Origin of the sequence: Olivibacter sp. 47, assembly GCF_030372825.1 — a bacterium.
GTDB lineage: Bacteria > Bacteroidota > Bacteroidia > Sphingobacteriales > Sphingobacteriaceae > Olivibacter > Olivibacter oleidegradans.
On record NZ_JAUCNR010000001.1, the window covers coordinates 1,026,882 to 1,041,103 of the forward strand.

General features: G+C 44.6%; 11 protein-coding genes and 1 pseudogene. 4 read left to right on the forward strand and 8 right to left on the reverse strand.

Annotation, left to right across the window (positions count from 1 at the left end; all coding sequences use genetic code 11):
* Positions 1-7 precede the first annotated feature (7 nt).
* From QT327_RS04515 to vapB, 3 genes and pseudogenes are all read right to left on the reverse strand, one after another.
* Complete coding sequence (locus QT327_RS04515) at positions 8-916, reverse strand: carbohydrate kinase family protein (protein ID WP_013668000.1); 909 nt, start codon at positions 914-916, stop codon at positions 8-10.
* A gap of 471 nt (positions 917-1,387) precedes the next feature.
* A pseudogene (locus QT327_RS04520) lies at positions 1,388-1,750 on the reverse strand (type II toxin-antitoxin system VapC family toxin); the annotation flags it as partial.
* A gap of 24 nt (positions 1,751-1,774) precedes the next feature.
* Positions 1,775-1,978 (reverse strand): type II toxin-antitoxin system VapB family antitoxin, encoded by a 204-nt coding sequence (gene vapB / locus QT327_RS04525; protein ID WP_149106057.1) that lies wholly within the window; start codon positions 1,976-1,978, stop codon positions 1,775-1,777.
* Between the two features lie 408 nt (positions 1,979-2,386).
* On the opposite strand from vapB, the gene QT327_RS04530 reads away from it, so the two are divergent.
* The 4 genes from QT327_RS04530 to QT327_RS04545 all read left to right on the forward strand — a co-directional run bounded on the left by QT327_RS04530 (position 2,387) and on the right by QT327_RS04545 (position 5,901).
* Positions 2,387-3,199: a thioredoxin family protein gene (locus tag QT327_RS04530; protein ID WP_289552155.1), complete on the forward strand. Its 813-nt coding sequence runs from the start codon at positions 2,387-2,389 to the stop codon at positions 3,197-3,199.
* Positions 3,181-3,618, forward strand: a complete 438-nt coding sequence (locus QT327_RS04535) for a hypothetical protein (RefSeq protein ID WP_289552156.1) — start codon at positions 3,181-3,183, stop codon at positions 3,616-3,618. The genes QT327_RS04530 and QT327_RS04535 overlap by 19 nt, the downstream gene beginning before the upstream one ends.
* Positions 3,619-4,026: 408 nt before the next feature.
* Positions 4,027-4,902 (forward strand): SDR family oxidoreductase, encoded by an 876-nt coding sequence (locus tag QT327_RS04540; RefSeq protein ID WP_289552157.1) that lies wholly within the window; start codon positions 4,027-4,029, stop codon positions 4,900-4,902.
* A 72-nt stretch (positions 4,903-4,974) separates the two neighbouring features.
* Entirely contained in the window at positions 4,975-5,901 is a 927-nt protein-coding gene (locus tag QT327_RS04545) for a helix-turn-helix domain-containing protein (RefSeq protein WP_149106060.1), read from the forward strand.
* Between the two features lie 168 nt (positions 5,902-6,069).
* On the opposite strand, the gene QT327_RS04550 is transcribed toward QT327_RS04545, so the two are convergent.
* The 5 genes from QT327_RS04550 to QT327_RS04570 form a co-directional block, all read right to left on the reverse strand.
* Entirely contained in the window at positions 6,070-7,392 is a 1,323-nt protein-coding gene (locus QT327_RS04550; RefSeq protein WP_149106061.1) for a sugar porter family MFS transporter, read from the reverse strand.
* An 11-nt stretch (positions 7,393-7,403) separates the two neighbouring features.
* A complete protein-coding gene (locus tag QT327_RS04555) occupies positions 7,404-8,267 on the reverse strand; it encodes an ROK family protein (protein ID WP_149106062.1) in 864 nt (287 codons plus the stop codon).
* Positions 8,268-8,304: 37 nt separating this feature from the next.
* Entirely contained in the window at positions 8,305-9,462 is a 1,158-nt protein-coding gene (locus QT327_RS04560) for a beta-1,2-mannosidase (RefSeq protein ID WP_130856698.1), read from the reverse strand.
* 38 nt (positions 9,463-9,500) lie between these two features.
* Positions 9,501-10,982, reverse strand: a complete 1,482-nt coding sequence (locus QT327_RS04565) for a RagB/SusD family nutrient uptake outer membrane protein (RefSeq protein WP_289552158.1) — start codon at positions 10,980-10,982, stop codon at positions 9,501-9,503.
* 96 nt (positions 10,983-11,078) lie between these two features.
* Complete coding sequence (locus QT327_RS04570; RefSeq protein ID WP_289552160.1) at positions 11,079-14,195, reverse strand: SusC/RagA family TonB-linked outer membrane protein; 3,117 nt, start codon at positions 14,193-14,195, stop codon at positions 11,079-11,081.
* Positions 14,196-14,222 lie beyond the last annotated feature (27 nt).

Consider the following 14,222-nt stretch of genomic DNA (forward strand, 5'->3'; position numbering starts at 1 on the left):
TTTGATCTCATTGCCATTTGAGTTGCTCTAACTGCTTCTGCCACATAAAACGTACTAAATCGGAGCTTTTGTAATCCGGGTTGGCTCCTGCCTGCGAGGTAACATAAGCCCCCAATGCAGCCGCATAATCCAATATATCTTCCGTCGATTTCCCTAATAACTTTTGCGCTACAAAAGCAGCCAAAAAAGAGTCGCCGCTACCAACCGTATCTTTCACAATAACCGGATATGCTTTGAAATCATATCGCTCCATAGGTGTATAGTAAGAAGCACCCTCTCCACCTTTGGTTACAATGATCTCTCCTATCTTATATTTGTCCTGCAAACGATTTACGTGCTCGTGTTCCTGACCGCCTTCATCACCAAACCACGAGGCAATAATGCGCAGTTCATGGTTGTTCAGTTTTACGATGTCAGCCTTGTCCAGTAGGTATTCAATAGTAGCTTGTTCATAATGCGGTGCACGAAAATTAACATCAAAAAGTCTCAATTTAGCGTGCGCAATCAGATCATACAGTGTAGCGCGGCTAAGCTCACTGCGGGCGGCCAAACTACCAAACACCATTAAATCAGCGTTTTCAACCAAATTAGCTGTTTGACGGTCGAAACGAATAAAATCCCAAGCCACCGGCTGTACGATCTCATAGCTCATTTCGTGATTAGCTCCTTCCGTAGCAATCACTTCACTGGTTTTTTGATCTTTATCCAGTTGAATGTATTCAGTAGACAAACCCATTTTTTTCAAGAACATAGTCAGTTCCTCTCCCAACGGATCATCGCCGACCCGACTTACCATATAACTCGCTATCCCTAGCCGGTTTAGATGATAAGCTACATTCATGGGGGCACCGCCCGGTTTTTTCCCTTCAGGAAGCACGTCCCAAAGCACTTCTCCAAAACAAACTACTTTTTTCATCCAATTAAATTATCTATGAGTGTTAAATCTCAAATGTATAGGCGAGATCGTTAAACTCGGTTTGTTCTTTGTAAGACTAAGTTAAAGACATTATTACTAAAACCCTTCTTATATCGTGCCATTTTTCTTTAATTCCGTACCATGGGGCTTAGGAGCAGCCGTCAGCATTAGCTTTCAGCTATCGGATGGCAGCTTTCGGCAGTCAGCGATCAATAAGGTGTAAGCTATAAGTTTTAAGCTTTAAGGTAATGAAATTAGGCCAATCTTTATATTGCCAGTTGTACATATTTGAGCCGATTCGTGTATATAATCGTCAAATATGTCATTTTTTGAGCCGATTAAAAGAAATAATCGGCTCATACTCCCAGTAAAGGTATAAGCTGTAGACTTTAAGGTTTTAGGAATTAGCTTCCAGCTATCGGATGGCAGAGCATAACTAATAACTGCTATAAACTTTATGTTCAGCGACAATTACCAAAGAACGTCTAGATCATATTTCTTCATATTTGCGTCTTTGGAAATAAGCTGACAGTTTAACTCTATCGCTGTGGCAGCGATAATCTTATCAAACGGATCTCGATGATGAAAAGGAAGTTTTTCCAATGTTAACAAAAATGCCGGTTGAAGTGGAAGGATTATAATATTACTAAAAACACATGACTGTATTAATTCATCAATGCTATAGCCAAGACGAAGTTTACCTAAAGACTTTTTAATCACCACTTCCCAAATCGATACTATACTAATATAAAGATCGTTCGAAGCGTCACTTAAAGCTTCTTTAATATGATCAGGAAGCTGATCATTATCATCTTGCATCCAAAGAAGTACATGTGTATCAAGAAGAAAACTGTCCCATTACATGTAATCCTTGAAATCATCTAAAGGTGCATCAAAATCACTATCCATGCTCAGTTTGCCCTTCAACAAACCTAACTTGCGTTTAACTTTTTTCTCTTTAGCAACTTTTTTTTCTAAGATAAAATCAATAAAATCCTCTACTTCCTGCTGATAAGCAGGTGGTATCTTTTTCACTTTTTCTATCAATTGAAGCTGTTCCATTCCATTGAAATTTATGTTAAAGATACACAAAATCGATCTTCCATACAACCTACAACGCTAAACTTATCACCCGTTTCAGCAACCAGCTTTCAGCCATCAGCTTTCGGCTATAAGGGGCTAATCGGCTCATACTCCCAGTAAAGGTATAAGCTTTAGGGTATAAGGTTTGAGCTCGCGCTACCGCCTTGCCAACTGCCACTGCCACTATTCTACAACTTAACTACTAAACAACTTAACTACTCAACTATTCTACAACTCAACTACTTAACCACTCAACCACTTAACTACTCAACCACTTAACCACTTAACTACTCAACCACTTAACTACTCAACTAATCCCCAAAATTCCTTATATTCGTATCATTGCACTTCATAAGCGATATTTATTTTAAACCTGCTAATTATTGAATGATGAAAAGCATCCTGGCAAATACGCTCCTCTATATAGGTTTAATCCTTTCTCCCTTACTCGCTAGCGCAGAAGACGGTGTACAATTCTTTGAAGGATCGTGGAAGGCCCTGTTGCAGCTTGCGAGGGAACAGAACAAGCCTATTTTTGTGGATGTTTATACCGATTGGTGCCCTCCCTGTAAACGAATGGACCAAGAGGTGCTACCCCTTGCAGCCGTAGGCGCCGTATATAACAAGGCATTCATCAATTACAAACTGAATGCAGAGCGGGGCGAAGGTATAAAGCTCGTCAAGCAATACGAAGTACACGCTTATCCAACCTATCTTTACCTGACACCCGAAGGTGTGTTATTGGCACGAGTGGTGGGTTACCAAGAGCCGGACACCTTTATGGCTTATGCGCATGACGCAGTAGCAAAAAATCGCGAGCAGGTATTAGCTAAAATGGATAAGCAATTTGAAGGGGGCAATCGGGATCCGCATTTTCTAAAAACCTATATCATCCAGAAGAAAGATTTAGGCCTTGATAACAGCTTAGCATTTGATGCCTATATCAAGGCCCAAAGCAGCACCGAGCGTGAAAACCCGGCTAACATTGATTTCATCCGTGATAATCTCAACCATGCCAAAGGGGCTGCTTTTGACCTATTACTAAAAACCTATCCTACGGTAGACCAAACAAGGCGGCAAAAACTGGCACCCGTGCTCTTTAACTTATTAACAGATGCAGCTAGCGCCGCGCTGAAAGAAAACCGCTTACAAGAGATACCCAGTTTTTTAATCAGGTGGACGTGCTCAAACAGCAGCTAAGTAGCAAGCAGCAAGGACACCTCTATCTGTTGCAGTTACGCTACGCACAACGCGCAAAAGACACCGAAATAGCTAAAAAAGCGGGTTATGCTTTCGTGGCCAACAGCATGGATATAACAACAGACAGCATACAAGCAGAAGACAAACGGCGTTATACTGCGCTTATGCAACCCTATTATAGCGGAGAAAGGGATAGCACTGAAATTACAGCCGAAGACAAAGTCTTGGCACAAAAAATCTACACCGGCGAGATCTGTGTTTATCTCTATGAGGCCAGCAATACCTTTGACATGGTATTAAACAATGGCGACCCGGCATTGAAAGACGCCCTACGCTGGGCAGAACGGCTGAGTCAATTACGTCCTAACAACCCCCAATTCAATCAGTTGATCGATCGTATCAAACAGAAAATAAACTGAAATCTACTTGGCTAGCAGTAATGTGCTATAGGTTTTAGGAATTAGCAATCAGCATTCGGCTTTCAGCTATCAGCAGTCAGCTTTCGGCTATAAGGGGCGGCAACAAAAAATTCCTGCCTACCGGCAGGCAGGCATCATTCATCGCTTATAAAAAAACTCATCACCCAACATCAAATTGGCTAATTATTGACTTCAGCTTTAGGCTTTCGTTAGCCTACCCAACGACAAACAAGTGCCACTTCCACGGCTACTATTCATCATTCAACACTCATAACTCATCACTTAAAAAAACCTACTCAACCACTTAACTACTCTCACAACTACCCTTTCGGCTACAGCAATCTGACGTTCGGCTACAGTATTATTTCGTCCATACAGGAACTTTGTATCAAACAAAATAGTTAAAAGATGAACATATTTGTAACAGGAGCATCAGGCTTCATCGGCTCGGCAGTAGTGAAGGAATTGATCCGAGCAGGACATCAGGTCATCGGCTTGGCACGTTCAGAAGCATCCGCGAAAATTATCCGTGATGCAGGCGCATCGGTTTTATTAGGAACACTTGAAGATTTAGAAATTTTAAAACAAGGCGCCTCACAGGCCGACGGCATTATTCACACCGCTTTTATCCATGATTTTACGCAATACCAAAAAGCAGGTGAAGTGGATAAAACCGCTATCCAGACTATGGGAAATGTCTTGGCAGGCACCAACAAACCTCTGGTGGTAACCTCCGGTATGTTAGGATTAACCCCTATCAATGGCTTTATTACAGAAGAAAGTCCGGTTGGAAATTCACCACGACCTTCAGAAGCCACGACCTTGGCACTGTCAGAAGCAGGCGTTCATGCGTCGGTAGTTCGTTTACCACCATCCGTTCATGACAAAGGCGATAAAGGCTTTATTCCGTTTATTATCGCACAGGCACGCAAAAATGGTGTTTCGGCCTATCCGGAGGAAGGGAAAAACCATTGGTCGGCGGTACATCGTTTAGATGCGGCCAAAGCTTACCGCTTGGCTGTAGAGAAAGCAGCGAAAGGAGCCGTGTATAATGTTGTGGGCGATCAATCCATTGAAATAAAAACAATTGCCACGTTAATCGGCAAACAATTGCAGTTACCTGTTCAATCCGTTTCAGGAGAAGCCATTGTAACACATTTTGACTGGATGGGTCGTTTCATTACCTTTGAAGGCGCCGCTATCGGAAGCAAAACACAAGAACAGCTGGACTGGAAACCCACGCATATTGGTTTATTAGAAGATATGCAGGAAAATTATTTCTAAATTTAAACATCAGTTTGTCATTGTCGGTTCGCCGCAATGACAAACTTTTACACCCAAAAATTAAGCTCGATCATGGAAAACCAGTCACCCATCCGGTTAAAAACCATCAGCGAATTTCATAAATCACGCGGTTTAGCACAACCCGAACATCCGCTCATCAGCGTCATTGATTTTGGTACCATTCCACGTTCAGCCGATATCCGTGGCAAAAGTTGGATATTTGATTTTTATCAAGTATCGCTAAAAAGAGGCATCGATTTCAAAATGAAATACGGACAGCAGGCATACGATTTTGATGAAGGCGTTTTGGGATTTATTGCACCAAATCAAGTTTTTAAAATCGAACACGAACCCCATGCTACGCAAAACCAAATTCGCTCCGGTTGGATGTTGCTAGTTCACCCCGATTTTTTCTGGAATACACCCTTAGCAAAAGCCATTAAACAGTATGAATATTTTGATTATGCGATAAACGAGGCGCTATTCCTATCAGAAAAAGAAGAGGCAACGTTGAATGCCATCATCGAGAATATCCGTCAGGAATACCATGCCAATATCGACAAGTTCAGCAAACAGATCATTATTTCGCAAATTGAAACTTTATTGAGTTATTCCGAACGGTTTTATCATCGTCAGTTCCTCACCAGAGAAAAATCCAACCATCAGGTGTTGCATCGTCTGGAAGAGCTTTTAAATCATTATTTCGATCAAGAAGATTTGATTTCAAGAGGTCTACCCTCCGTTCAGTACGTTGCCGATCAGCTGCACATCTCGCAAAAATATTTAAGTACCTTACTCAAAGTGCTCACCGGGCAAAGCACCCAACAGCATATTCACAACAAACTGATCGACAAGGCCAAAGAAAAACTTTCGACCACCAATTTATCAGTTTCCGAAATAGCTTACGCCTTGGGTTTCGAACATTCACAATCGTTCAGTAAACTGTTCAAATCCAAGACCGATCTATCACCAATCGAGTTTAGGCAATCGTTTAATTGAACTGCCGTCAGCTTTCAGCCGTCGGTTTTCAGCTTTAGCTGGTGCTCCTGCCACTGCTTCTGTCGCTTCAATAATCCCGCATCACTCCGCTACACGAACAACCAATAACGAACAACCAATAACGAATAACCAACAACCAATAACCAATAACGAATAACCAATACGGAACTACAAGGCTTCTTGAATTTCCTCCAGTGATTTCCCTTTAGTTTCCGGCATAAATCTCCAAATGAAGAAAAAAGAAACAGCCATCATCAGACTGTAAAAGATAAAAGAATAATAACCGCCATTAGGACTACCTTCGGCGATAATCGGAAAGAGCCAAGAAATGACGGCAGCCATGATCCAATGGGTGAAACTACCGAGCGAGCTACCCTGAGAGCGAACGCTATTCGGGAATATCTCCGAGATAAAAACCCAGATTACCGCGCCTTGCGAAAAGGCAAAGAATGCAATAAAACCGATCAAATAAATTAGCACCGAAGAAGCGGCTGCGATACCCTGACTAAAAGCATGGGCAACCAAGCCCAAAAACACAAACATTCCTAAACTACCGATCAACAGCAGTCGTTTTCGACCAAACTTATCGATGAAGAACATCGCCAGGCAGGTAAACAATAAATTAGCGCCTCCTATAAATACCGGCTGCAGATAAGCCAACTTTTGATCAAAACCCGCCAATTCAAAAATGCGAGGAGCATAATAGAGAATGGCATTGATACCACTTAATTGGTTAAACATCGCCAATATAACAGCATACAAAATGGGCTTCAGATATTTCTTTTGAAATAAACGGTCGTGCGCTCCTTTACCCACTTGATCAGCCTGTAATACGCTGTTCATAGCTTCCTCCTCTCCCAATTTACGAAAGACAGCATGCGCCTTATCGTTATAACTATTGATAGCCAACCACCGTGGGCTCTCCGGAACAAGCTGCAGAAGGCAAAAAAAGAGTACCGAAGGCACCACCATAATACCCAACATCCAGCGCCAAGCTTCATCGCCCAGTCCCACAAAAAGAAAATTTGTCAGATAGGCAATAAATATTCCCAGCACAATCATAAACTGAAAAGAGGCTGTCAACCGACCCCGGCGCTCAGCAGGAGCAATTTCCGAAATATAAATAGGCCCAACAACGGAAGATACACCAACGGCCAGCCCACCGATGAATCGGAATAAGATGAACAATAACCAGGTGTACGATAAAGCACATCCCACGGCTGAACATAAATAAGCAAGGGCAACCACGATCAATACTTTTTTACGTCCAAATTGCTGCGCCGGTATACTGGCCACCATCGCGCCTATAACCGTTCCAATCAAACTGGCAGATACGGTGAATCCCTGCCAAAACGAATTAAGTGTCCAGAGTTGCTGTATGTTTTTTTCCGCGCCGGAAATAACGGCTGTTTCAAAACCAAAAAGAAAACCTCCTAAAGATGCAATGAGTGAGCATCGAATGGCAAAGCCATATTTGGAAATAGCGTTCATTTATGCTATGTTTAACTATTAATCAATGAAGCAGCGCCGAGAAGAGCAGCCTGCTCTCCCATCATCGCTACTTTTATCGGAACAAGAATTTTTTGTGCAGCAAGCCTTTCAACAACCTCCGGCAGAAATAAGTGGTAAGCTTTACTGATATTCCCGCCTATAATCACCGCATCGGGCTTTAGTGCTGTCAAATGAATTAAAAGGAAATCGGCCAACCAATGGGCCAATTGGGCCATTGTCTCTTTTGCCTTACGATCTCCGGAAATCACTTCAGCCAATGATTTGACATCATCAATTCCGGCACCGCCTAAAGAGCGATAATAAGTTAATAAGCCACGGGTTGATATATAATCTTCCGCTATCCCATCCAGAAAGCGGGAGGAACCGAGATTCAGATCTTTTACTACTCCTGAGTTGAAAAATGCGGTTCCCAGGCCAGTTCCCATTGTCAACCCCAGAACCTGGCTTTTCTCCGCCAAGTTACTGCCTATGATCTCGCCACGGAGAAAAGCTTCCGCATCATTCAAAAAGCGGACGCGACTGGGCGGTAGTTTCACTCGTTTAGCAAAGACCTCTTTCACGTTAAAGCCATACAGCGCCTCATATTTATTCATGCCTTTGATCAATGAGATTCCGTTTTCGTAGTCGAAAGGACCGGGCATAGACACCGCTAGGTCTGTACATTGCTTGCCAGAGGCCTCTTGCGCCTCAATCAAGGCACAAGTCCAGGCCTCCAGAATAGTGGAGGCCGAAGCATGCGCATCAATTTTTTTGCGGATTAATGTATCATCGACTATCGATTGCGTTACCGGATGAATGACGGCCGCAGTAATATGCGAGCCTCCTACGTCTGCACTAAGGACAGTTGTTTGCATATAGAATTAAAATAATTTTTCACCTTTTAAACGTATATCAAGGCAACGGGTCGGGCTGTGCCGGATTGGCCGGATCATAAACGGCAACCCCTACTTTTGAATCCGCGCAACCGTAATACAGATACCATTTTTTCCCGAAATAAACCAACCCTTCAATAAACACCGTTCCATCTCTATATTGCCCACTCTTCTCAAACGGTTCCATTGGCCTCAAGAACGGCACATCCAATCGGCCGATGACCTTTGTCGGATCATTCCGATCAAAAAGCACCTGGCCTGCACTGTAAGTTCCCCGGTTAAAACGCTTATCCCCACGTTCCGGATTATTTTTTCCATTGTATAATAGCAAAATACCCTTTTCTGTTAACACCGCAGGCGGGCCACATTCCGTTAAATCGCTATCGAAGTACCCTGCTCTCGGCGAAATGAACGCCTTCAGGGCCCCGTTCCCATCCACAACAGGTTCCCAGTCTATCAAATTATCCGATGTCGCTCCGAAAACTCCATTTTCGCCCCAATACATCCAGTACTTGCCATTCACTTTGGTAATTACCTGCTTATCATTTTTCACCGTTGTCACAATGGAGGCTGATTTATGGAATTTATCCACAATCAGCGCCGCGTTTTTCGCTTTCGCAAAAATTTGCCCATGCTTTTCCCAATGCACTAAATCCTTCGAAGTAGCCACGCCCAATCGCGCGATTTTTCTGTTCCATTGGGTATAAAACATCACGTAAGTACCATCCTCCGTAACAGCCACTCGCGGATCTTCAGTTCCCCCCGGCCATTCGAAATCTTTCTGTCCATCATTCGCCGGATAAAAAACGGGCTTATCCTTTCTCGTAAAAGAAAGACCATCTTTACTAACTGCATACCCCAGACGCGAGGTACGATGGCCTATTTTCACACCGAACTTATCTTCGGCACGGTACAGGACAACAACTTCACCATCCTTTACGGCCGCTGCCGGGTTAAACGTATCATTAGATTCCCAAGCAACATCCTTCCTACTCATCGGGTCAAGAAACGTGGTATTTTCGCGCGGAGAAATAACCGGGTTTACACCAGCCGGGCGGACAAAACCGCCGAAGGCCCAATCAGGTAGTTTATTTGTTTTATGCTGCGCCTGTGAAGGAAGAACTCCGGCAACGCATATTCCCATTGCCATTATCACTGGCAAAAATCGCTTCTTCATATTCGTACTTTAATTAATAAATCATTTTCGTTGAAAAGTTAATATCCACTGTTCTGCGTAATCGTACCACCCGACAAATCGATCTCCCGCTGCGGCACCGGATACAGATAATGATTGGGATTAAAATTCTTACCCATAGCCTTCAGCACTTGTTCGGCCACTCCCCATCGTCTCAAGTCGCTAAAGCGATGATGTTCAAAACCTAACTCCGCTCTCCTTTCCTGCATAAGCCAAGCTTTGATTATGGCCGGATCTGTCACCTGTAAATTGCGGTCCGGTAGTGTTCCACTTGGTGCTGTTCCGCCCGTAACCGTAGAGGTGTTCCGAGCACGGGCACGTACCTCATTTATCAGACGAATAGCCTGCTGATAATCGCCTGTTTCCAGATAGGCTTCCGCCTTCCAAAGAAGAACATCTGCCCAACGTATCAGAATTTTGTTGGTTGGCGAGTCGCCATTTCCGCGATTAGCAGCATTCAGTTCCCCCATTAATTTATACACTAAGCGATCCGCTACATTAACCGTATAATCCAAACGCGGGTCGTTCGGTTCAAACGAGGCGACAAAGTCATCCGTAGGCGCAAGAAAACCCCAACCCAAGAGCGAACCAATGCCATTACCATTTTTTGGCAACGTCCCTTGCGTGTGGTTATACGCAAAAATCACTTCCCGGTCGTTAAACTTTTTACTATTGCTAAAGCTATCGAAATAATTGCTATTCAGGTTGAAATACCCCTTCTGCTGCAACCTATCGATCTTAGTCAACACTTCTTGCCATTGTTCGTTGAATAAAGCTACCTTGGCCTCAAGAGCCAATACGGCACCCCACGAAACACGCCAAGGCTCATTTTCAGCAGCGCGTCTCGTATCCGGAATCAATTGCGCTGCCTGTTGTAGATCAGCATTTATCTGTTGCCAGATCTGTTCTTTCGGTACCCGTACCGCCACTTCATAAGCTTCGTCGAAGTCGGTCAGCGGTTTTGTCAAAAGCGGCACATCTCCGAAATTGGTCACCAGCTCGAAATAATAATAAGCACGAAGGAAAAGCACCTCTCCCAACATACGTCTCGCCAGATCCTGCGAAACACCGGCCTGCTGCACCGTTTCCGGATTACCCAGTTTATCGATTGCCAGATTAGCTCTCGACACGCCCTCAAAAGCATAAGTCCAGAGGCCATTAAACGCGGGGTTATCCGCCGTGAACGAAAAGCGCCCCACCTCATCCATCCAGGCCTGATCACCGTCAGACACCCATTTTTTATTCATATCACCTCCGGCAATATCCTCCATCACAAAATCAGGACGAATAAACAGCCCGCGCGTCCAACTACCATCACCCAGAAAGCCCGTTGTATTACGGAGCGGTTCGTACGTACTATTGACGGCCGAGGTCAACGTTGCCTCCGACGGACTGTCGCTGATCTGATCCGGCATAAGCAGACCGATCGGGTCTTTTTCCATATTACAGGCCGCGAGCATTAAGCCCAAGCCCAGCAAACTGCTATAAATATATGTTTTCATTGCTATTATTTTTTGAAGTAACGAAAGTTGCGCATCACACACTATTTGTTATGTTAGGAACCACCAAGACAGGCTTTCAGTTACTTGTATTTAAGGTTAAAAAGTTACATTGATACCGAACAAAAAGGTTCTGGAAGATGGGTATGTTCCCATATCGATCAGATCGGTCGATTCCGGATCCAGCCCCTTATAATCTGTCCAGGTCAACAGGTTTTGCCCCGAAACATACACGCGCATATTTTTCAGCACCTTTGTATCTTTGATCAGCGATCCAAAAGAATAACCAAGCTCTACGTTTTTCAATCGTGCATACGATGCATCCTCCAGGATGATGGTCGAAACCCGGCTGCTGCCGTTGTCATTGAAAGTCACCCTCGGAATGGTGTTACTACTTCCTTCACCATCCCAGGCGCCAAGCACATCTGTCGTGTAGTTGAACGGTCGCGTATCAAAATCCAGTATCTTTCTACCGTCGTTATAGCGATCAACACCCTGCACACCTTGTATCAGCACGGCCAGGTCAAAGCCCTTGTACGCAGCAGTAAGGTTAAGTCCGTAGGTTAATTTAGGAATAGGGTTTCCCATAAAATCACGATCCTGATCATTGATCATGCCATCACCGTTTAGATCTTTAAAACGGATATCGCCCGGTTTTTGCGTCGGATTCGAAACACCGGACAAATGACTGTTCACTTCCGCCTGGTTTTGATAAATTCCCTCCACCACATAGCCGAAATAGGCATTCAAAGGATTACCTACCTGCGTACGCGTTGCCGTACCACTGATATAAGGTACATTCGGATGTAACTTCACCACTTCATTCGATAGGGTTGCGAGGTTTGCGTTCAATCCATAGCGGAAACCACCGGCCGTACTATTCCGGTATCCCAGTGAAAACTCAAACCCTTTGTTCTTTACCTGTCCTGCATTAACGATGGTAGGTTGCACGTTCCCCACCAAACTGGGAAGCGAAATTGGCAAGAGGATGTCGCGTGTATCCTTTATAAAATAGTCGGCCGAGAAAGAAACATGATCTCCAAAGAACGACGCATCCAAACCGATATTATGCTGTACAGTGGTTTCCCATTTCAGATCGGGATTTCCGTAACGATCAATCAGGTAGTTCTCACCCACCCGTTTCATCAAGGTCAGATACGCATAATTATCAATCTCCTGATTTCCCAGCGTACCGGTACTCGCGCGCAGACGAAGATCGCTAATCCACTTCACGTTTTGCATAAACTGTTCTTTGCTGACCGTCCATCCAGCAGAAACCGACGGAAAATAACCCCAGCGATGGTTTTCACCGAAACGCGAAGATTCGTCCGCCCGTAGATTCGCTGTCACCATATATTTACCCTCATACTCATAACTTGCCGATCCGAAGATACTGAACAGCGCATATTCTGATCCCGATCCGCCGTTCCATACATCGAGCAACGTACTACCATAATCCAGGTAGCGGAAAGTTGGTAAGGTATAATCGTAACGCCGACGAGACCCATTGATTGAAGCTCCATTATTCTTAATATATTCCGTTCCCGCCAGCGCGCTGATATGATGCGATCCAAATGTTTTATCATAAGAAAGCACATTATTCCAGGTCAAGGTGAAATCAGTTCCACGATCTTCATTTAAACCCTCTGGCCGATTAATCCGTCCCTTACCAAGGTCATTAGGGCCCGCGCTCCCATCATCGTCACCATAATTTTCAAAAAAGGCTTTGGTATGGTTTACATTGAGGTCGATCCCCACATTTGTTCGGAACTTTAATGATTTATCCGCAAGCAACGCATACTCGCCAAACACGTTGCCGAAGGTCTTGATCCGTGAGAACACATTATCGGTAAAATAAGCTGCCGCTACCGGGTTGCGGGTATATTCATATTTATTGCTCTCATAGCCCGTATTCACTTGGTTATTTCTGTAAAACGGCAAATCGGTAAAGGGATCAGTGGCAGACCAGGTTGGATCAGATGGATCTTTATACACGCTCAATAGCGGAGGTCTTAATAAAGCGTGCCTTATAATGCCCGGCGCATCACCTTTTGCCGATATCTGATCTCGCTTCGAATAGGTCATCTGCATGTTCGTACCAATTTTGAATCGGTCTGACAATGCACTGTTAACATTTACCCTAAAGTTAATCCGCTCGTATTTATCGTTATCGAAAATGACAATACCATTCTGCCGATAATAACCACCCGAAATCAAGTACTGCGTTTTTTCCGTTCCGCCGCTGGCCGATAGCTCGACACTATTCGTCTTACCCGTTTCAAACAGCTCGTCCAACCAATCCGTATTGGCGAGATCGGTACGCGATTTATCTGCTGTATAGGGGTTCGTGCCTGCAATCCCCGAATTGTTCCATGCTTTTTCAAGCACATTCAGGTATTGCTGCGTGTTCAGCAACTTAGGCAGATTGGTCGCCTGTTGCAGCCCGCCAAAGTAATTTATATTAATAGAACTTTGCCCGATCTTGCCCTGTTTGGTGGTAATCACCACCACACCCGCTGACGCCCGCGAACCATAGATTGCGGCAGCCGAAGCGTCTTTTAGTACAGACATCGACTCAATATCAGAAGGATTCAGAAAAGTTATATCCCTAGACGGTACACCATCTACCACATAAAGCGGGTTATTATTGCCAATGGTACCTTCGCCACGGATTCTCACATTGATGCCGTCCCCCGGGGCACCACTGCTTTGCGTAATTTGCACACCGGCCACCTGGCCCTGTAGCGACTGCGCCACATTAGGCACCCGTCTCGACTCAACGTCCGTCATATTAACTGAAGCTACAGCTCCGGTAACCGAAGATCTCCGCTGAGAAGAATAACCTACCACCACTACCTCATCCAGGGCAGCAGCATCCTCCTTTAAGGTAATCACCAAATTGCCGTTGCCGGTAACCGTTATTTCGGTGGATAAGTAACCCGTAAAGGACACGGAGATTTGCTGTCCATTTTCAGCCGGCAAGGTGAATTGTCCGTTCACATCGGTAGATGTTACGGCCGTTCCGCCCTTTATGCGGACGGTTGCCCCTGGCAGTGGTTGACCGGCAGCATCCAGCACTTTTCCACTAATGCGCTGCTGCTGTCCGATTGCGCTAACAAGCTCGCCCTTCCCCTCAGCGGCGGTTGAAAGCGCCGGGTGCAGTACACACGGAAGCGCAGCCAGGCATAGTTTAACCCATAAGTTTTTACTGTTCATGATACAATTAGTTAGGTGTTAATTCAT